The sequence below is a fragment of the Streptomyces sp. NBC_01237 genome (genome assembly GCF_035917275.1).
In the GTDB taxonomy this organism is placed as follows: Bacteria; Actinomycetota; Actinomycetes; order Streptomycetales; family Streptomycetaceae; genus Streptomyces.
In genome coordinates this window covers 48,519-68,122 of the sequence record NZ_CP108509.1, presented here as the reverse complement: position 1 = coordinate 68,122, position 19,604 = coordinate 48,519, and the positions used below count along the sequence as shown (strand labels likewise).

The window sequence follows — 19,604 nt, the reverse complement described above, 5'->3', positions numbered from 1 at the left end:
GCCCCACCGTGTCGCTGACGGCGAGGGTCGCCCCCATGCCGGCCGTCACAACACGGCCTCCGTCCGCGCGGTTCCGGTCTGCTTCGTTGCCGGAGTCCCGGGCCGCGTAGCGGGGGCGGGCACGCCCGCTCCGTTGAGCCGGTTGGTGTCCTCGAAGGCGATGATCCCGTTGCACAGGACGCCCCAGCCTTGCACGTGGTTGACGGTCACCATCTTCGCGGCGTACCGGTCGGGGGCCTCGGCGTCAGGGCATCTGGGGGAGTGCTTGCAGGGGCCCGGTTCGCAGATGGTGAGGTCGTCGGTCGGCGTGGGTGTGGAGTGATCCATGTCTGTGGTCCTGTCGGTCCGCTTCCGAAGCCGCGACGGCCGGTTCTCCCGCCGGCTCGGGGACGGTTGGTCCAGGACACCCTCGGCCTGAGTCTCGGAGTTGCTGGTGGTCCCGGGGATCGGCACGGTCGCTCCTTTCGGCGGGGGATGGGTGACTGCGCGTGGGCGGGTATTTCTGTCAGTGCAGGGGTGGGAAGCTCGCGGCCATGGTGATCGTGGCGATGGCCAGGACGAACACCATCAGGCGCGCCGTGTTCTTCCGGGTCACGGAACCCCGCAAGCGTTGCTCGCGGGTACGGCCGCGGTGCCGGGGCCAGCCTGCCGGTCCGCCTGGAGGGGATGCAGGGCCACAGCTGCGTAGGCACTGGAATGGTGCTCGGGCAGTTGGGCGTGGGCGTGGTCGGGGAAGAAGCCGCCGGTCGCGACGACTCCCTCGCCAGCCAGCGGCCACGGAGCGAGCATGCTCTCGATTTCCGCACGGGTGCGAGGCTGGTACGGGCGGCCGGTCGCCTCGGCGCGGAGGCGCACTGCGTGGTCCTCCTGGGGCCGGACCTTGGCGGGCGCCAGGTCGGTGGTGGCGTGGGTCAGCGCGATCGCGCTGCCCGGCGGCAGCCAGTCACGCAGCCTGTCCAGCCCGAGCACCAGATGATCGCTGTCCGTCCAGGCGCCCGGGTCGTCGATCAGAACGCCGACCGGTCGGCGGTGGTCCAGTGCCTCCAGGGCAGGTGTACTGAGCAGCGAGAGCATCTGATCGAGGCCCGCGTAGGTGTGTGGGTGGTTGCAGGACGGGCCTGCTTCACCCGTTCCGGTAGGGGTGTGCACGTGGACGACGACGGAACCCGGCACGGCACCGCACGGGGGCTGGAGGTCAGTGCGGCGGCCGGGCCACGGCCGGTAGGGGCCCGCGCTCAGGGTGACGAACTGGTCGATGTCGACCTGTCGGGTGAGGAATTCCGCGCAGTGGTAGAGGAATGCCCTGTTGATTTCCAGAGACTCCTCGAGCCAAGGGACGGTCTTCTCCAGCTGCTGCGCCAGTGCACGATCCGACGGGAGGGACTGGGTGCGCTCGCCCATGAGCCAGCTCATCGCCCGGGTGACCGACGCGGCGGCTGCAGAAACAGGCTCTGCGGGCAGCGATACGAGGCAGTTCTGGCCGGTCATCGGTGCCCCTCGGCCGGTCGGCGTGCGCCCTGCGGGTGCCCCAGGCGAACGGGGAGGGTCTGCAGGCTGTTGGAGATGTAGCTGGGCAAGGGCTTCAGTCGGGCGGGGTCGACAGCGAGTTCGAGGTTGGGGAAGCGGTCGAAGAGGGCGGCGAAGGCGATGCGTCCTTCGAGGCGGGCGAGTTCGGCACCGGGGCACACGTGGACGCCGTGGCCGAAGGCCAGGTGCCGGTGGTCGGGGCGGGTGATGTCGAACGCGCCCGCGTTCGGTCCGTGCACGGCGGGGTCGCGGCCTGCGGCGGCGTAGTGGATGACGATGAGGTCGCCCGCGGGGAAGGTGTGGCCCGTGACGTCGTCGGTGACGTCGTCGACGGCGAAGCGGGGCAGGATCGTTGCGATGGGGGCCTGGTGGCGCAGCGTTTCCTCGACCACGTCGGGCCAGGGGATCTGGCCGTGGATGGCGAGGTCGAGTTGGTCGCGGTGGGTGGTGAGGTTCACCGTGCCGTGGGTGAGCAGGCCGACGGTGGTCTCGTGCCCGGCGCCGATGAGCAGCATCAAGGAGTCCGCCAGCTCCCCGGCGGTGAGCTCGTCGCGCTGGTGTGCGTCGATCAGGGCGGAGGTGATGTCGTCGCCGGGCGTCTGCTTCTTGTGCTCGATCAGCTGGCTGATGAGCTCGTAGACCCGCTTGACCGTCGCTTGGGCTTCCTCGCCGCTCTCCGTGGTGGTGAACAGGCTACCCACCGCCTTCCGGAAGGCGTCGTGCTGGCCCTCGGGGACCCCCAGGATGATGTTGACGACGGCCAGGGGCAGCTTCGCGGTGAAGTGCTGGCGCAGGTCGGTGACTTCGTCGGGGCTGTGGCCGGCTTGGAGGGCGTCGAGCAGGTCGTGGGTGATGGCCTCGATCCGGGGGATCAGGGCGCGCACGCGGCGGGTCTGGAACGCGTCGGCGATCGGACGGCGCAGCCGGCGGTGCTCGGGCCCGTAGGCGCCGAGGGCGTTGGTGACGTCGACCCAGACCCGCTCGGACCAGTCGGCCGGGACCAGGCCGTCGCGCAGGGCGGGCCAGTGCTGGGAGGCGTCCTTGGAGATGCTCTTGTGCGCGAGGAGGCGGCGTATGAGCCCGGGGTCGGTGACCACCCAGGTAGGGATGGTGTCGGGAAGTCCGGGCAGAACGACCCGGGTCGCCGGACCGCGTGCGCGCAGGGCGTCGGCCTCGCCGTGGATGTCGGAGCCGGTCGCGTCGATGCGGTAGGGGCAGCGGGCCTGGCCGGTAGGCGTGGTCATGGGGTTCACCTTCCGAGGGCGGGTGCGGCGGGGCGGAAGCTCACGGGCAGAGATGCGGGCCCGGCGAGGAACGTGCCCGGGAGGTTGGGCACGTCGCTGTCGGGGATGGCGAGGGCGAGACCGGACAGGCGGTCCAGGAGCCGTTCGACGGCGGTTTCGACGATGAGCCGCCCCATGCCCTGCGCAGGACAGCCATGGACGCCGGCGCTGAAGGCGATGTGGCCGCGGTTGCCGGCGCGTGCTGCTGGGGCGAGCCCGAGGCCGGGGTCGGAGTTCGCGGCGGCGAAGCTGATCAGGATCGGGTAGCTGGGCTGGACGAAGGCACCGTGGATCGGCATTGGGGAACGCGCGAACAGGGGGCTGTAGTTGGAGACCGGCGGGTCGTCCCACAGCACTGCTTCCAAGGCCGCGGCCACGGGCCGGACCCCGGTGTGGACGTGCTGGGCCAGGTGGGCGTCGGTGAGGTAGCGCTGAGTGGTGCGGCCGATGGCCTTGGCGGCGGGCGGGGCCGCCGCACCGAAGAGGAGCAGCAGGGTCTGCACGAGCTCTGGGTCCGTGAGACCGGCCTGGATGAGGTAGGTGACGACGTCGCGGCCGGGCCGGGTCCGCTTGGCGTGGACGAGTTCCAGGCAGGCGGCCTCCAGCAGCGTGTTGGCCTGGGCCGCGTCTGGACCGGCGGCGAACAGGGTGGTGACGTGTTTGACGATCCGGGAGCCGATCTCGGGCGGGGCGTCGAACAGTTCGGTGACGGTCATCATCGCCAGCGGATCGGCGAACCGGGTGACCAGGTCTGCGTGACCGTCGCCGGCGAACGCGTCTATTAGCTGGTCGGCGATCCGCGTGATGGCCGCGGCCAGGTCATAGGTGTCGACCCGGGCCAGGGCGCCGGTGATCGCGCCGCGCAGCTGCTGGTGCTCTTCACCGTCCTTCCACAGGGCATTGTCCCTCGGCTGCATCATCATCCGGGCGGGACTGTCGGCCGGTACCTGGCCGTCGCGAAGGGCGGTCCAGTGCAGCCGCGAGTCCTTGGCGAACAGGTGCGGGGTGTTGCGCAGGACGTACAGGGCGCTCCAGTAGCTGACCACCAGATACCCGTACACGCCGGGGGAGATCTCGACGGGGGCGATGGGGCCCTGCTGGCGCAGCTGCTGGTAGGTGGCGTGGGGGTCCTGATCGAAGGCGGGCCCATAGATCTGCAGCGGTCCGGCCGGAGGCGGGACGGGCGGGCGCACGGGGCACTGCCCGGCGGACGCGGTTGGCTGGGGCTGTTGCATCAGGCGGGCTCCGGTTCGAGGGAGAGCAGGTAGGTGACCAGGTCGATCAGGGCGTCACGGGTGCTGGTCCGGTCGCGGGCGTCGCAGCGCACGACCCGTGTCCCCGGGGCGAGGTCCATCGCCTCGCGCAGCCGCTCCTCGGGATATTGGGGCTCGCCGTCGAAGGTGTTCACCGCCACCAGGTAGGGCAGGCCCAAGTACTCGATCTGTTCAAGGACGGGGAAGGTGTCTTCCAGCCTGCTTGTGCCGGTCAGGACAAGGGCGCCGAGTGCACCAACGGCGAGGTCCTCGAAGATCTCGTGGAAGCGCATCTGGCCGGGTGCGCCGAACAGATACAGGACGAGCTCGTCGCTGAGGTGGAGGCGCCCGAAGTCCATGGCGACCGTGGTGGTGGTCTTGCCGGGTGTCTCGTCGTGGTCGATTCCGATCCCGGCGCTCGTCATGACCTCCTCGGTGCTGAGCGGCTTGATCTCGGACAGCCCGTGCACGAGTGTGGTCTTGCCGGCACCGAAGTGGCCGACGACGAGAATCTTCACGGTGGTCTCGTCGCCCCGCAGGGACGGCGGCTCAGAGCTTTTGCAGTCCGGCACGGACGGCCTCCAGGAGTGAGCGGTCGGCACGGGAGTCGAGGATCCTGCCGTTGGTGGTGATGTGCCCGGCCTCCATCAGGTCGGCGAGCAGGACACGCAGCACACTCACCGGAAGATCAAGAGCGGCACTGAGTTCCGCGACCGACTGGGCCTCCCGCGCGAGCAGGTCGAGAATCCGACAGGCCTCGGGATTGATGCCGGAGCGGTTGAGCCGGGCGGCGAGGACGACCAGCGTGATGAGATCGAAGTGGTTACGGGAGGGCCTAGCTCTGCCACCGGTGATCACATAAGCGCGAACCAGGTGGTCGCCCCCCTCACGCCCGACGCCGCTCATCCCTGTCCGGCCTGCCTTGCGCTGACCCCGAGTTCGGTGTGCATCTGCCCGACGACGTGGGTCATCCGGTCGGTGAACACGGAGACATCGACCTCGATCGTGGCCGAGGCCACCAGGAAGGAGCCCTGGCCTGCGGCGATGATGAAGAGGTAGCCGTCTCCGTAGCGGATCATGGTCAGCTCGTAGGGGGTGGGGCTGGAGGTGACGAAGCGAGCGCCGCTCTTCGCGAGCGAGGCCAGGCCGGAGGAAAGGGCCGCGACCCTGTCTGCCAGCGCGTCATCCACCCCCTTCGAGCGGTGCCGGGACAGTCCGTCGGCGGACAGGACCACGGCGTTAACGGCGTGGGGGTAGGAGACGAGGTTGTCCAAGAGCCAGTTCATGTCGGGGAGGGGGTTCACTTGGTGTGCTCCTCACGGTCATCAGGGTGGTTGTGGTTGCTGGTTCCGCGGGCGAAGGCCGCCAGAGCGTTGCCGGCGGACTGCCCGGGGGGCCGGGGGGCCGGAGATGCAGGGGGAGTCGGTTGCTCCCTCGGTGTGCGCGCAGTGCGGCGACGCTGAGGCAGCCCGTCCGGCGCCCGGTCGACACTGCCGCTCTCAGCAGGCGGAGGCGGTGAGCCCACGGCAGGCGGTGCCGTCGTGAACTTTGAGGCTGCTGGTATGGGTTCCAGCAGAGTGCCGGGGGAGGCGGGGATGTCCACGAGTAGATTCCGGGGGACCAGGACCACGGCCCGGCACCCGCCGCCATAGGAGTGCTGCTGATCCAGCATGACGTGGAATCCGTAGCGGTTGCACAGCGTGGCCACCCCGGCGAGACCGAACGTTGCGGGGTTTCCGAGGTCGGTCAGCCGCACCTTCTCCCCGCTGTTCAGCAGGCGCTCGGCGCGCAGCTCTGTCTCGGGCGTCATGCCGGGCCCCGCGTCATGGATCTCGACGGCCAGCCCGTTGTGGACCTCGCGGACTGAGACCTGAACAGGCGTGGACGGCGCGCTGTGGCGGGCGGCGTTGTCCATCAGTTCGCTCAGCAGCAGCGCCAGCGGCTCCACCACGGTGCCGTCCAGGTAGTACGGCAGCGAGGTGGGAACCTGGACACGCTGGTAGTCCCGGATCCGGCCGACACCCGCACGCGCCACATCCAGCAGCGGAGCCTCACCGTGCTGCCGCCCGGGCCACATCCCCGTCAGCACCCCGACCACCTGCAAGCGGCGCAAGAGCTGACTCGCCAGGTGATCGACCGGCATCAGCCGGGCAAGAAGCTCCTGGTCATCCACGTTGCTGATCAGGTCGGAGACCTTGACCTGGAACTCGTATCCAAGAATCTGCAGCGACCGGGTGGTGGCCTGCACAGCGCTCCTCGCCGCACCCTCCGCCCGCGCCTCCGCCTCCTCCAGCATCGTCCGGACCTGATCGACCACGGACTGGAAGGCGATCCCGGTAGCTGTAGCCGCCGCCCCCGGCTGCAGGAGCTGCCCGCCGTCCTCCGGAGCCCGGCTACCGCTCTGCCAGGCCAGCAGAAGTCCCGGTAGGCGGTCCTCCGCCAAGTGGCGCGCCTCCGCATCGCGCGCTGCGATCGCACGCCCCGCCAGGTCGAGCTCGTCCCGGGCCTCGGCCGCTGCCTTGGCAGACCGGATCGCCGAGCGACGCATCCGCACCGCTACCGCGATGGCGACGGCCAGAGCCACAAGCAGCACCCCACCCAGTAGTTGCTGTATCAGAATCATCAGTTCCTCACGGGAGTACGGGCGAAGTCGGGTACGGCGTTGAGCAGTTCGGGCAGCCCACCTCCTTCGGATAGAGGGAAACGGGCACCGCGAACAGGGGGACGATGTCTACCTGGGAGGCCAGTGCGAAGCAGGGCTACGTAGAGAAAACCCCCAACTACCCTTGGTGGATAGCCTGTGCGGGGGGTGAACCCCGTCAAAGGCGTCAAAGATCATTTCGAGGTCGGGGATCGCTATGGCTCGTGTGCGCAACGAGGCGCTGGCGGCGCGAATTGCCGAGGCCGGCTGGACGCAGCCGAAAGCCGCGGCGGCCTTCTGCCGGGTCGCCGACGAGGTCGGTGCCCGGGAGCTGACCGTCGTCAGCCGGTCTCACATCGCCATGTGGATCATGGGAACCCAGCCCAGCGGGCGGGCACCGCATATCCTCTGCGAGACGCTGACGCGGAAGCTCGGCCGCCTTGTCACCCCAACCGACATCGGCCTTCCCGCAGTACAGGACCGGGCCACCGACGGGATGGACTGGGACGCCGACACCCTGACCGCGCTGACCGAGCTGGGAACGGACGACCTCGACATGCTGCACCGACGACAGATCCTGGCGGACACCGCCTACTCCGTGGCCAGCCTCGCAGTCCCCGCCCCCTCCTGGTGGAAGGATGCACCAGCCGCGGCCGCGACCCGGCGCGTCCACTCCCACCGAGCTGTCACTCCGGCCGATGTCGACGACATCCGCCAGACCACCGTCTTCTTCTCCGCCCGCGACCAGCGCCGGGGAGGAACCGCCGGACGCTCCGCGCTCGCCGCCCACCTCAGCATGGAAGCCGCCCCGCTGCTCTCCAGCCGCATCCCGAGCGAACACCTGCGACGCGAGCTGTACTCCGCCACCGCCGAGATGACCTACCTCGCCGGCTGGATGGCCTTCGACGCCAACGAACACCGCCGCGCCCAGCGCTACTTCACTCTCGCTGCCAAGCTCGCCGCCGAAGCCGCTGACGGCCCGCTTGCCGGACACATCCTGCGCGCCATGGCCCACCAGGCCGTCGATCTCAACCACCCCGGCCAGGCGCTCGACCTCGCCAGTGCCTCCATGGCCGCCGACCGGTACGGGCAGGCCAGCTGGCGAGAGAAGGCCCTGTTGGGCATCGTCCACGCCAGGGCACTGGCCGCCACCGGCGACCGCCGAGAAACCCTCGCCGCGATCAGTCGCGCGGAACGGGACCTCGCCCGCGACACCGGCGACGCCCCCGATCGCGTCTCCTTCTTCGCCCATGCATCGCTGTCCCACGAGACCGCGTGCGCCCTGCGCGACCTCGGCAACCTCCGCGACGCGGAAGTCCACTTCAAGAAGAGCGTCGCCACGCGCCGCCGACAGATCTACGCCCGAACCCACAGCGTCACCCTCGGCTACCTCGGCTCCGTCCAGATCCGTCGAGGAGGACTCGACGAAGGGTGCGGCACCTACAACGAGGCCCTGGACGCGATGGACGGAATCAGCTCTGGCCGCACCAGGAACGTCATTGTCCAGATGCAGCAGGATCTTTCCCCGGTCCGCGGCCGTGGCGAGCGGCAGGTCGCCGAACTCCACCAGCGTGCCCGCGAGATGTTGCGCACCATAGGCTGACCGCGTCCACGAATCAGCACCCCGCCCGGAGCTCCCTGGGCTGGGGAGCATCGATGCAGGGAGAACACAGCGTTGACTGCTCAGCAACCGATCCAGATCACCCCGATCGCTACCGTCGTCGGCGGTCATACCGAGGTTCAGGACGACTACCAGGGCGGCGTCGAGTCCATCATCCGGGTCCGCGAGGACTTCCCGCTCGAGACGCTGCAGGGGATCGAGGAGTTCTCCCACCTGACCGTCACCTGGCATTTCAGCAGGTCCGGCCCCGAAGCCGTGCAGTTGCACGCCCGCAGTCCGCGTGGCGATGACCGGTGGCCGGCGACCGGGACGTTTGTCCACCGCAACCATCGGCGACCCAACCAGCTCGCGATCAGCTACCCGCGCCTGCTCAGTGTCGACGGCCGCGCCCTGCTGGTCACCGACCTCGACGCCGTCCACGGCACCCCCGTCATCGACATCGCCCCCTGGTTCACGGATATGGGCCCGCGCGGACCGGTCCAGGAGCCCGCCTGGCCCAGCGAGATGCTCGCGAACTACTGGCGGGACGCGGACAGCCGATAGAGCCCCAAGGCTCGCAGGGGCCACGCGCTGCCCCGGGCCGAAGGCGAGCACCGGATCGCGTTGCCCCAGCACGGACGACGACCACAATGCCTTGAGCGGCCTTGCCTTCGCCTCTCCGCCATCGTGGCGTGTCGGTTCCTCAGCCTTCCGGCTGTCGCTGGCGATCTGCGCGCCCACCAGGGGGCAGATCCACAGCGGGGCGGTGAATGCGCGTCCGTGCCGGTTTCCGAGGCGTGCCCAGTGCAGTTGCTGATCGGCGGTGGCGGCTTCGGAAGGCACCATCAAGTCTCCGCGGTCACGCACCTCTACCAGCGGGCCCCAGTCCATCCCGGCTCGTGAGCCGGGCGGCAGGATCAGAGTGCACTCCCCATCGCCGGCGATGACAGCTCCCAGGTACTGGCCGCGTAACCGGCTACTGCGGGAGAAGACGACCCGGGCAAGGTCGGCGGGCATCGTGAGGACGTTGAAGAACAAGCCGATCGCTACAGGGAACGGAGCACTGGCGGTCGACGCCGTCGGGAAGAGACCGGCGACGGTGGTGGGCCCGGCGCTCACGTCGCGATCACCTCGTTCTGCCTGGTGACCGCGGTGGACGTCGCGGGGCCGGCCGCCAAAATTGCCTGAATCATGGCAATGTGGGAGAAACCCTGCGGGAAGTTCCCCAACTGCCGGCCCGCGTCGGCGTCCCACTCTTCGGCGAGCAGCCCCAGATCGTTGCGGACCTGCAGGAGCTGGTCCTTGAAGATCCCCGCCTCCTCGTGGCGGCCGATCGCGGACAGGGCAGTGATCAGCCACCCCATGCAGATCAAGAAGGAGCCCTCGTCCCCGGGAAGGCCGTCCACGCCGAGGTCGGTGCCCTCGGTGGGGTAGCGCAACAGGAAGCCGCCCTGGGTGGACAGCTCTCGCTGGATGGCCTCGACGGTGCCGGTGATCCTGGGGTCGCTCGGCGGGAGGAATCCGCTGGTGACGATGTGCAGCAGCGCGGCGTCGAGCTCGGTGGAGCCGTAGAACTGGGTGAAGGTGTTGCGCACCGGGTCGTACCCGCGCTCGCAGACCTCGCGGTGCAGTTCGTCACGGGTCCGCCGCCACCGTTCCACGGGGCCGTCACCGTGTCCGGCCGAGACCAGCTGGACGGCGCGGTCGAAGGCGAGCCAGGCCATGATCTTGGAGTGGACGAAGTGCCGGCGAGGGCCACGGATTTCCCAGATCCCCATGTCCGGCTGCTCGAAGAGCGTCTCCAGACTGGCGACCAGGCCGGTAACGAGCGACGTGGCGGCAGGTGCCAGCCCCGGGTCGTGCAGCTGAGCCTTGAACAGGACGTCGACCACTTCGCCGTACACGTCGATCTGCAGCTGTCCGGCCGCCGCGTTCCCGATCCGGACGGGAGCGGAGCCGGCGAAGCCGGGCAGCCAGTCGAGCTCCATCTCGGGCAGCTCGCGCTCACCGCCGACCCCGTACATGATCTGAAGGTGCTCCGGCCGATCGTCGAGGACCCGCTGGAACCAGCCGATCAACGCCCGGGCTTCCTCGATGTATCCGCAGGCGAGGAGCGCTTCGGCCATCAGCGCGGAGTCCCGCAGCCACGCGAACCGATAGTCCCAGTTGCGCACGCCGCCGATCTCTTCAGGAAGCGACGTCGTGGGCGCGGCCACGAACGCACCGGTCGGCTGGTACTGCAAGGCCTTGAGCGTGATCAGCGACCGTTCAACAGCATCACGATCGGGCCCGGCATACGTACCCTGCGAGACCCAGTTCCGCCAGAATGCCTGCGTACCCCCCAGCAAGCGGGACGTATCCGGCACCGGAGGCACGTCTGTACCGGGTTGCCACGAGAGGGAGAAGGTCACCGTCTCGCCCTCCGAAAGCTTGCACTCTGCGGTCAGGTCGCCGCTCTCCGCGCGGACAGGCACTGGGGCGTCCAGCCACAGCTGTCCGTCCCCGAGGTCCACACGAGCCCGGCCGTCTTCGGCCACGATCGGCGGCACACGGCGCCCGTAGCCGGGCCGCGCACGGAAGAGAGAGCGCATCGGTACACACCCGCTGATGCCCCTCGCGATGCGGACCAGCTGTGCGGCCTCTTCTCCGACGGGCATGAAGTCGAGGATCTGTACGGTGCCGGCCGGGGTGAGCCACGTGGATTCGAGGACAAGCGTCCCGTCGAGGTAGCGCTGGTGGTTCGCTTCCGGGGTAGCGCCGCCGAGGCCCACCGGTCCGAAGGCCCACATCCCGTGCTCCTCGGAGCCCAGAAGGTTGGCGAAGACCGCGGGGGAGTCGAACCGGGGCACGCACATCCAGTCGACGCTGCCCCACCGGTCGACCAGTGCGGCCGTACGCAAGTTGCCGATCAGCCCGTAGTCCTCGATACGCGGTGCAGACCGGGCAGGGCCGTGCTGCCGCAACAAGGTCGATTCGGCTAGCCGAGGCGAGGGGAGGAACACTCCTGTGGCTGCCCCCTGAGGGAGGACGCTCTGCACGGAGAAGTTGCGGCTGTCCATGAGGTCCGATCTCGGTCGTGCGCTCGCCCGGTAGTTCGGGCAGTGCAGGTTCGGGCGACGGCCGTTCGCGAAGGAGGCGAGTCGCCTTCGAATGCGGGACGGCCGGCAGGTCGAGTTGTTCAGGCCGCCAGAGCGGATGCGTCGGCTGATCAAGCGGCGGAGAGGACAGCCCAGGTGACCTTGCCCCACGGGTGAAAGTCATACCCCCAGCGCTGGCTCATGGCGGCGATCAACCGGAGGCCCCGGCCGCGCTCCTCTTCGTCCGCCGGGGCCCGAACGTAGGGGGCGTCGCGAGAACTGTCGGACACCGTGATCCGGATGGACTCGTGTTCGTCGAGTTCGACGGTGACTTCGCAGTGCGCGGTCGCTGTGTGCTCAACCACGTTCGTCATCAGCTCTGAGACCACAGTCTCTCCGGAGTGAACGAGGTCGTCGTTGACGGCCCACTCGTTCAATGCCTCCAGGACGAGGGTTCGAGCGCAACGTACCGAGGAGCGCGTGCAGGGCATGCTGGCAGCGAACTCGATCCGGCCCATCGCGTTCGTGCGAGCCGTGGTCCAGCCCTGTGGGCTAGTGGGCTTTCCAGGCCCTATGGCGTCTGGACTCCGCAGGCTGAGCGCTCTGCCGACCGAGACAACTCCGGCCGGGAGAGCGCTGCTCGGCGTCGTTGCCTTACCCATGGAACCCTCCTCGTCACGAACTGAGCACTTAGCGTGGGCGACGGGGGGAGTGGAGGCTATGTCGTGGAACTGACTTCTCCCTGACCTTTCGGGTGTCACGATGACTGGAGACTGACTTTTTACTGCCTTCTCGCTGGGAAGAGTTCCAAATGAACACCTGAGCGGTATCCCATACGAGGAGAATCACCGATTCCGGAGGGAACATGGACAAGGGTCGGCGCACGGTTCTGTTCCAGCTGGCGACGGACATGGGCATCCGCTCCTACAGAGCGTTCAGCCAGGCGTACTCGCGTACGGAGGAGCAGTTACGAGGCGAGGGCCACGAAGTGGCACCGCCGCCCGGAGCTCGTCACTACGAACGCCTGCTGATGGCAGGTCACGTGAAGACCACACCCTTCGCCCCAACCGCCCGTGTTCTGGAGCGTATGTTCCAGCAACCGGTAGGAGTTCTGCTTCGCCCGGCTTCCGAAGAGCCCACGGACGGGTCAGAGAGCTCCTCACGGGTCCTCTCTCCGCCTGTGCTCAACGAAAGTGAACTGCTCATGACCGCTAGGGACGCCGCCTCTCACTCCGGCGAAGCCGCCGCTTTGCGTCTGGACGAGTTGACGCTCGACCAGCTCCACGACGACCTGGTGAAGCTCAGCCAGAAGTACGGCAACACCCCGCCGCCTGAAGTCTTCCACGAAGCGAACAACCTGCTTCAGCAGGTGCAAGTGAACCTCGAACGGACTCGGTCCCCCGAACAGCACAAACGGCTCTACCACGCCGCAGCGCAGGCCAGTGCACTTCTCGGCGCCGTCTCCTTCGACCTGGGAGCGCTAGCCCCGGCAGTGTCGTTCGCTCGCTCGGCGGCCCAGTACGGAAAAACCATCGACTACGGGCCAGTACAGGCATACGCCTACGGAATGCTGGCCTTCATGGCCTTCTGGGACGGCCGCCCTGGGGAAGCCGTCCGGCTTGCTCATACAGCCCAGAACTTCGGAGGGATCGGAGACACCGCTCGACGCCGCCTCCTCGCCATCGAGGCCCGCGCGTACGGCCATCTCCGTGCGGACGACCAAGCGAAGGCCGCGATCAAGGCTGCGTCCGAACAGACGACTGGTCGGCGGGACGAACTTCACGACGACATCGGTGGCGAGTTCGGCTTCGACGCCGCCCGCACGGCCATGAGCCATGCAACCACCTGCCTGCTCATGCGCGATCCCACGAGTGCCGAGGAGTTCGCGACAACCGCCTTGGACCTGCTCTCCGCGCAGCCGCAGGCGAATGTACCGATCGTCGTTTCGGGGCCCGCCGCTATCGACCTCGCCCGCGCACGGCTCATGCGCAACGAGGTAGAGGGGGCGCGGGAAGCACTGACCCCCGTCTTCCAGGTCCCCCCGAACTGGCGAGGCTCCGGTCTCATGGAACGCCTGATCGCCACACGCATAGAACTGACACGCCCCCAACTGCGGAGCGCGCCAGCAGCTCTGTCTCTCGCTGAGCAAATCGAAGCGTTCAGCGCTGTCTCCCCCGCGCGCAGGCTCGGTGCGCAAAACCCCCTCGCCATCGAGGCGTGATCACCGAGGGCCGAGCGCGGCGAGAACCGCGGCCTCCTTCTCAGGCCGCATCCCGTGCTCGGCCCACCGCGGATGCTCGACCGGCATGCCACCCCCGCTGAGCCACGCCCAGGTGTCCTCCACAGTCTCGACGAGCGGACGGCACACCAGCCCAGCGGCCTGCGCCCGCGTCGACTGAATACTCCACACACCCTTGTGCGTACGCCAGAGCGGGAGTTCAGTCCACTGCTGAACTCCATGGTCCAAGAGCAGCTTGTCCGGTGCCCACGCCAATCGCGCGTCGGACCCGGTAGCCAGCACGCATGCCGTCAGGAGATCGCGCATCGTGTCCCGCCCGATAGGAGCCACACAGTTGTAAGCCCCGCCGAGGTCGGCAGCTGCCTGGTTGAGAGCGAACATGGCGACGTCCCGAACGTCGATGGGCTGGATAGCCTTCTCAGGGGCCCCGGGGGCAACCATGCGGCCGCCGCGGGCCGCTCGTGTCAACCACCACGGCAGTCGACCCACGTACTCGCCAGGACCCAGGATGACCCCCGGCCGAAGGAGCACCGTTCGGCCGCCGCCGAAGACCGTGCCCACGGCCCGCTCTGCTCCGGCCTTCTGACGCCCGTAGTACCAGTCCGGCCCCTCCCACCCTTTGGGCAGGCGTCCGTACTCCACGTCCGCGTCTGGCGGCCCGTCCAGCAATTCCGACTCCTCGGACAACGGTTCCTCGGGCCACCCCCGATACGCGTTCACCGTGGAGACGTATACGTACCGGCCAGCCACCGGCTCCAGAGCACGCGCCCCGGCCAGAACATCTCTCGGCGCCATCTCGGAGGCGGACGTGTCGATCACAGCATCCCAAGGACCATGGTCAGACAACCGCGTCAGGTCTGCTGCAACGGTGCGGTCGCCCTGCACGGAGCTAGTGCCCTCGGGCGCGGTGCCCGACCGACCTCGGTTGAACACGGTCACTTCCCACCCGCGGTGCAGAGCTTCCTCCGCGATAGCCCGGCCGAGAAACCACGTCCCACCAAGTACCAAAATCTGCATGAGAAAGATCTTGCCCTGAACAACCCACTGGTGGAAGGTGGCCCGCGTCTCCGTGCATGCGCGATCGTTGCAGGGGCCGGCCAGAAGCTCAGGACAAGCCACGGCTTGCTTGATTTCGGACACTCCAGTCACTCTTCGTGATTCAACTCGAAACCGAACTCAACCCTGTCCAGTTCACGCTGCCCCAAGGGCTCATCCAAGGGGCCCCACAACACAGAAACGCCCTCCATACCCCAGAGGGCGTCGTCTTGCGCGACTGGGACACCCTGGCCATCGGGCAGCCGGAATGGGACCTCATCACCATCGAAGTCCACTGCCGGCGCTTCGGCTACGGCCTTCCTTACGAAGCCTTCGCAGACGAGTACGGCCTCGACATCACCCTCGAACCCGGCTACAAGACCCTCGCAGCCATCCGCGAACTCCGCATGGTGACCACCAACGCACGCAAGATGCACCACGCGCCCGAAACTGACACTGAGGTGAAGCGTCGAGTGCAGGGACTCCGTGACAACGACACCGAACTTCGGTGGCACATTCTCTAACTGATCGTTTCAGAATGCGGTTCGGAGTCGTCTCAAGCAGATGATGCTGCAGGGGAGTTGGAGTAGTTCGAGGTGGAGGTCGGCGCGTATCTCGTAGCGGATCCGAAGGCGTTTGAACTGGTGGAGCCAGGCGAAGGTGCGCTCGACGACCCAGCGGGTCCTGCCCAGGCCGGAGCCGTGCGGTGTGCCGCGGCGGGCGATCTTCTGTGTGATCCCACGAGCTCGGACGCGACGGCGGTACTTGTCGTAGTCGTAGCCGCGGTCGGCGAACAGTCGTCGGGGTCGGTGGCGTGGCCGGCCGCGCAGGCCGCGGATGTGCGGTATGGCGTCCAGCAGGGGCATGAGTTGGGTGACGTCGTGGCGGTTCCCGCTGGTCAGCGAGACGGCGAGCGGGGTTCCGCGCCGGTCGACGATCAAGTGGTGTTTACTGCCGGGGCGTGCGCGGTCGACCGGCGAAGGTCCGGTGTGAGCCCCCCTTTGAGGGCCCTGACGTGCGAGCCGTCGATCGAGGCGTCGTCCATCTCCAGCAGGCCCTCTTTGCGCAGTTCTGCCAGCAGGACTTCGTGGAGGCGGGGCCAGACTCCGGCTTCGGTCCAGTCCCGCAGGCGCCGCCAGGCCGTCACCCCGCTGCAGCCCACCTGCTCCGCAGGGACGTCCCGCCAGCTCACACTTTTGCGCAGCACGTAGACGATGCCCCGCAGAGCAGCACGGTCATCGGCCGGCAGCCGCCCGGGATACCGGTGCCGCCGAGGCGGACGAGGAGGCAGCAGCGGGGCTACGCGTTCCCACAGGTCATCGGGCACTAGATCAGCAGACACCCGGCAGATCCTGCCGACACAACACCCAACTGCCAAGCCAACACACCGATCTCATTCTGAAACGATCAGTAAGCCGGGGCGGAACTGGCGGCCGGTGCGCAGGTCCGGCACGAAGGCGTCCAGCACTACGCGGCGGAAGCGCCGGCGCTGGGCGGGGGTGAGGTGGTGGAGGTCGGTGGTGAAGCGGGGGCAGGTCTCGAAGGTGGGCACGGTGGACTCCTTCGGGGCAGCACGACGAAGCCCCCGGCGGGTGCCAGGGGCTGTGTAGGCGGGGCTCGTTGTTGGGGTGTTCGTTCCGTGGTGCCGGATGGTGCTCAGCGGTGCTGGATGGTGTCGTTCAGGCCTTGGTGTGAGGGCTGCCGGAGAGCGATGACATTCGCGTCCGGCCCGGGGCCGCTTCCCGCCCGAGGGGCACTCGGAAAGAAAGTTCGGCCGCTGCTCCCCCTGGCGGGACGTCCTACTGATCGGCCTTTTCTTGCAGGTCAGAGCCGTGTGACGTGGTCTCCATGACAGTGGATATCAGGGTCATTCGGGCCGGTCAGATGTACCGCTACTACCTACGCCAGACCGTCGTCGGCGACGGCCGCCGCCCGGCCGCGCTCGGACTCGCACCGGGTGAGGAAGTCACGGAGAGCCAGTTGCGGAACTTGTTCGGCGAGCGCGGCCGCCATCCCGACGCGGACCGCATCGAAGCCGACCTGCTCGCCGAGGGCGCCTCCCCGAAGAAGGCATTCAAGGCCGGCGCTCTGGGACGCCGGGTGACGGTCACAGGTGTCGACTTCGTGTTCCGGCCGCAGCCGACGATCTACCTCCTGTGGGCACTGGGGGATGAGGAGACCCGACGGGTGATCGAGGCCGCGCACGAGTACGCGATCATACGGGTGCTGGAGTGGATCGAGGACGAGGTCGCGGTGATCCGGTACGGCAAGGACGGCATCTCCCGGGTCCGGCCGCCCGGCGGTCTGGTCGCCGCCCGCTTCCGCCACTACGAAGCACGCTCCGGGATGCCGCTGCTCCATGATCATCTGCTGCTGTCCGTGACGGGGCAGCGCCTGGACGGGAAGTGGGGCTCGATCCACACCCTGGCCCTGCACGAGAGCACGGTCGCGGCCGACACGCTGTACACCCTTCAGATGACCACCGAGGTGTGCGAGGAGCTCGGGCTGGCGACTGTGCCGAGGGAGGTGACGCCCGGCCTGCGCCCGGTGATGGAGATAGCTGGCGTCGACCAGGAGCTCATCGACTGGTCCTCCACCCGCCGCCGCCGGATCGAGGACGTCCTCGAGGGCATCACCGACGACTACGTGAAGAAGCACGGCCGGCTGCCCGGCGAGCGAGCCCGCCACGGCCTGGCATGGTGGGCGGCGCAGGAGACCCGCTCGGACAAGAAGACCCCGCGCCCGCTGGACCAGCTGCTCGCGTGGTGGCGTGTCTCCGCGCTCCTGAAGTTCGGGCAGCGGATGGTCGACGGGCTCCTTCAGCGGTGCCAGGCGGCCGGGGCGGCGATCCGGGCCCGGGTGGGGCCCTGGGTGGACACCGCACTCGCCACGGTCGACGTCGCCGCGGTCGTCTTTACGTGCGCGGAGTCTTCTACCACCGCCACGTCCTGGCCGAAGCGCGACGGCATCTGCTGGAGACCCTGCGCGGCCGTGGCTTCGCGCGCGGCCTGGACGACTACATCGCGGATGCGGCCCTGTCCCGGCACTCCCGTCAGCTCACCGCGCCCCTGAAGGGCCGCCCGGCTCCCGCCCCGGACCAGCTCACTTACACCGCGGACTTCGCCTGGCCGCACCGCTGGTGGGTCGCCGGGATCGGCGGGAAGCCGCCGCGGGAGTCATCCCGGTACGAGCGGGCCCGGGTCGCCAGCCTTGTCCTGCAGAACGCGATCCACGACGCCCGGATTCTCTCCGGCGCGCGGGACGAAGGGCCGGCCGCGCACACGTCGGCCACCGCGTACGCCGACGACCACCACCACGACGACCAGGCGGCGCCGCACGCCGTCGACCACCCGGACCGGGACGCCGCCCTCACCCCGGCGCAGCGGGCCGCCGCCGTTCACGCTCATCAGCAGGCTGCGATGCCCGAGGAGCACCTGGAGGGCCGTACGACCGATCCCGCGACGTGGCTGCACACCCCGAAGAACCTCGCTGGCTGGCCGCCCTCACGAAGGCGTCCGAAGCCCGCAGCCGCGACGTCGCAGACGGACAGCAGCCCAAGCAGCCTGACAAGGACGCGACCGACCCCGCCCGTCAGCAACAGCACACCAACCAGCCGGATCGGGGCAGGGGGCGGGCCCCAACCGCTGACGAGGACACCAATCAGCCAGCGGCTGGCCGATCGGCGACTTCACTCGCGAGGCCCGGCGAGCCGGACTGAGAATCGGGGGCGTTGGCATCCGGCACGGGAGGAAGGCCGGTTGAGATGACGTACGGGGCCAGTGCCAGGAAGACGGCGACCCGTCCGGCCGATCTCGGTTGTGGGCGGTCCGGCATGATGCCGGGGTGAGCATCATCATCGAGTTCTTCGCGGCTCCGGATGACGCGTCAGCGGCTCTGGCTCTTCAGACCGGGCCGCGACGCGCATTCGAGTCGCTCTCCTTGGGCAACCACGACTGCGGCCACCCGAGCTGCGGGCTACCTCGAGGCCCAGCAGCCCTATCTCGTCTACGATCTCGCCCTCGCCCTGGGCTGGCCGATCGCGACCGGCGTGATCGAGGGCACGTGGCATCTCGTAAAGAGCCGTCTTGATCTTGCAGGAGCGAGATGGACCTCCCCAGCGCCTGTTGAGCCAGCAGATCTCCGCCGGCGGCAGCGAGCGCGGTGGAGCGGCAGCGGTGGCTTTTCCATCTCGATATCTCGTGGCGGGGCGAGCACAGACAGAGGTAAATCCTGCACGCAGGGACAAGGTTCCTGCGCTGGGAGCCAACGACAGACAGTGCAGACAGGGTGAACGATTGAGGCCGCGCTACCCGTTCGACCTCTTCGAAGGAGCTCATATATGCGCAAGACTGTCGTCAGCATCGCCGGGGGCATGATGTTGCTCACCGGTCTCATGGCAACTCCCGCCATGGCCTCCGCACCGTCCACGGTCGCAAGACTGGCACCGATGGGCGCCCAGGACTGTACCCATTTCGATCTGGTGAGCAATGAAGGTGCCGCAGATGGGTGGATCTGCGGAAACTCGGCGTCAGGTTGGGTGGAGGACCGGCGCGCAGACGGACGGTGCCCCTTCGTCCGGTTCTGGGACAGCGCGACCGGCAAGGAGGTCAACGGTCCGTCGGTTGGACCCAAGGGGCGCAGGATCTCCTTCGGGGTCAACACGCCATCCGGTTACGCCTTCTACGGATACGCGGCGATGGAGTGGCGCAGCTGCTGACCGCATTTGATGCTCTTCTGGGGGCGGGCGGTGGCGATCCACTGTCCGCCCCCAGGTTGCGTCCCCACCCAGCCTGCGGGGAGGGCGCATCTTGTCAGCCGACACATCCAACCGCACCCGGCACAGGACCTGCGATCCTTTCGCCCGTGATGGGATCACGGTATGCGCAGATTCATGTCGTCCGCGGCGGGCCGGCAGCGTGCAGGCCTACCCGCGCCCGTGCAGGTCGTCC

20 protein-coding genes are annotated in these 19,604 nt (G+C 68.4%); 6 read left to right on the top strand and 14 right to left on the bottom strand.

Annotation, left to right across the window (positions count from 1 at the left end):
* Positions 1-45 precede the first annotated feature (45 nt).
* The 8 genes from OG251_RS36625 to OG251_RS36590 form a co-directional block, all read right to left on the bottom strand.
* Positions 46-327: a DUF5999 family protein gene (locus tag OG251_RS36625; RefSeq protein WP_326681589.1), complete on the bottom strand. Its 282-nt coding sequence runs from the start codon at positions 325-327 to the stop codon at positions 46-48.
* A 264-nt stretch (positions 328-591) separates the two neighbouring features.
* On the bottom strand, positions 592-1,488 hold the full coding sequence (locus OG251_RS36620) for an SAM-dependent methyltransferase (RefSeq protein ID WP_326681588.1): 897 nt from the start codon (positions 1,486-1,488) through the stop codon (positions 592-594).
* The gene (locus OG251_RS36615; protein ID WP_326681587.1) at positions 1,485-2,771 is read right to left on the bottom strand and encodes a cytochrome P450 family protein; all 1,287 of its coding nucleotides are present in this window, start codon (positions 2,769-2,771) and stop codon (positions 1,485-1,487) included. Before OG251_RS36615 ends, OG251_RS36620 begins: the two co-directional genes overlap by 4 nt.
* Before the next feature lie 5 nt (positions 2,772-2,776).
* The gene (locus tag OG251_RS36610) at positions 2,777-4,045 is read right to left on the bottom strand and encodes a cytochrome P450 (protein ID WP_326681586.1); all 1,269 of its coding nucleotides are present in this window, start codon (positions 4,043-4,045) and stop codon (positions 2,777-2,779) included.
* Positions 4,045-4,635 (bottom strand): GTP-binding protein, encoded by a 591-nt coding sequence (locus OG251_RS36605; protein WP_326681585.1) that lies wholly within the window; start codon positions 4,633-4,635, stop codon positions 4,045-4,047. Before OG251_RS36605 ends, OG251_RS36610 begins: the two co-directional genes overlap by 1 nt.
* The gene (locus OG251_RS36600; protein WP_326681584.1) at positions 4,613-4,969 is read right to left on the bottom strand and encodes a DUF742 domain-containing protein; all 357 of its coding nucleotides are present in this window, start codon (positions 4,967-4,969) and stop codon (positions 4,613-4,615) included. Before OG251_RS36600 ends, OG251_RS36605 begins: the two co-directional genes overlap by 23 nt.
* Complete coding sequence (locus tag OG251_RS36595) at positions 4,966-5,367, bottom strand: roadblock/LC7 domain-containing protein (protein WP_326681583.1); 402 nt, start codon at positions 5,365-5,367, stop codon at positions 4,966-4,968. The genes OG251_RS36600 and OG251_RS36595 overlap by 4 nt, the downstream gene beginning before the upstream one ends.
* Positions 5,364-6,686, bottom strand: a complete 1,323-nt coding sequence (locus OG251_RS36590) for an ATP-binding protein (protein ID WP_326681582.1) — start codon at positions 6,684-6,686, stop codon at positions 5,364-5,366. Before OG251_RS36590 ends, OG251_RS36595 begins: the two co-directional genes overlap by 4 nt.
* A 235-nt stretch (positions 6,687-6,921) precedes the next feature.
* On the opposite strand from OG251_RS36590, the gene OG251_RS36585 reads away from it, so the two are divergent.
* The gene (locus tag OG251_RS36585; protein WP_326681581.1) at positions 6,922-8,307 is read left to right on the top strand and encodes a Tat pathway signal protein; all 1,386 of its coding nucleotides are present in this window, start codon (positions 6,922-6,924) and stop codon (positions 8,305-8,307) included.
* 72 nt (positions 8,308-8,379) lie between these two features.
* Positions 8,380-8,868: an SAM-dependent methyltransferase gene (locus OG251_RS36580; RefSeq protein ID WP_326681580.1), complete on the top strand. Its 489-nt coding sequence runs from the start codon at positions 8,380-8,382 to the stop codon at positions 8,866-8,868.
* A gap of 551 nt (positions 8,869-9,419) precedes the next feature.
* Here OG251_RS36580 and OG251_RS36575 read toward each other — a convergent pair.
* Both OG251_RS36575 and OG251_RS36570 read right to left on the bottom strand, forming a co-directional pair.
* Entirely contained in the window at positions 9,420-11,267 is a 1,848-nt protein-coding gene (locus OG251_RS36575) for a glycoside hydrolase family 15 protein (RefSeq protein WP_326682743.1), read from the bottom strand.
* 245 nt (positions 11,268-11,512) lie between these two features.
* Positions 11,513-12,043 (bottom strand): ATP-binding protein, encoded by a 531-nt coding sequence (locus tag OG251_RS36570; RefSeq protein WP_326681579.1) that lies wholly within the window; start codon positions 12,041-12,043, stop codon positions 11,513-11,515.
* A gap of 203 nt (positions 12,044-12,246) precedes the next feature.
* Here OG251_RS36570 and OG251_RS36565 point away from each other — a divergent pair, with 203 nt between their 5' ends.
* A complete protein-coding gene (locus OG251_RS36565; RefSeq protein WP_326681578.1) occupies positions 12,247-13,602 on the top strand; it encodes a hypothetical protein in 1,356 nt (451 codons plus the stop codon).
* Here OG251_RS36565 and OG251_RS36560 read toward each other — a convergent pair whose 3' ends face one another.
* Positions 13,603-14,637, bottom strand: a complete 1,035-nt coding sequence (locus tag OG251_RS36560) for an NAD-dependent epimerase/dehydratase family protein (protein ID WP_326682742.1) — start codon at positions 14,635-14,637, stop codon at positions 13,603-13,605.
* A 137-nt stretch (positions 14,638-14,774) separates the two neighbouring features.
* On the opposite strand from OG251_RS36560, the gene OG251_RS36555 reads away from it, so the two are divergent.
* The gene (locus tag OG251_RS36555) at positions 14,775-15,179 is read left to right on the top strand and encodes a hypothetical protein (RefSeq protein WP_326681577.1); all 405 of its coding nucleotides are present in this window, start codon (positions 14,775-14,777) and stop codon (positions 15,177-15,179) included.
* A 9-nt stretch (positions 15,180-15,188) separates the two neighbouring features.
* On the opposite strand, the gene OG251_RS36550 is transcribed toward OG251_RS36555, so the two are convergent.
* Both OG251_RS36550 and OG251_RS36545 read right to left on the bottom strand, forming a co-directional pair.
* A protein-coding gene (locus tag OG251_RS36550) for an IS5 family transposase (RefSeq protein ID WP_442818444.1) occupies positions 15,189-15,997 on the bottom strand; the annotation gives its coding sequence in 2 pieces (ribosomal slippage) (positions 15,189-15,658 and positions 15,658-15,997; 810 coding nt in all).
* Positions 15,998-16,048: 51 nt separating this feature from the next.
* Positions 16,049-16,207 carry a hypothetical protein gene (locus OG251_RS36545; protein WP_326681575.1) on the bottom strand — a complete coding sequence of 53 codons (159 nt, stop codon included), beginning with the start codon at positions 16,205-16,207 and terminating at the stop codon, positions 16,049-16,051.
* A gap of 296 nt (positions 16,208-16,503) precedes the next feature.
* Here OG251_RS36545 and mobF point away from each other — a divergent pair, with 296 nt between their 5' ends.
* On the top strand, positions 16,504-17,727 hold the full coding sequence (gene mobF, locus OG251_RS36540) for a MobF family relaxase (protein WP_326681574.1): 1,224 nt from the start codon (positions 16,504-16,506) through the stop codon (positions 17,725-17,727).
* Between the two features lie 104 nt (positions 17,728-17,831).
* Here the strand turns inward: mobF and OG251_RS36535 are convergent, their stop codons facing one another.
* On the bottom strand, positions 17,832-18,128 hold the full coding sequence (locus tag OG251_RS36535) for a hypothetical protein (RefSeq protein ID WP_326681573.1): 297 nt from the start codon (positions 18,126-18,128) through the stop codon (positions 17,832-17,834).
* 866 nt (positions 18,129-18,994) lie between these two features.
* Here OG251_RS36535 and OG251_RS36530 point away from each other — a divergent pair.
* A complete protein-coding gene (locus OG251_RS36530; protein ID WP_326681572.1) occupies positions 18,995-19,372 on the top strand; it encodes a hypothetical protein in 378 nt (125 codons plus the stop codon).
* Positions 19,373-19,604 lie beyond the last annotated feature (232 nt).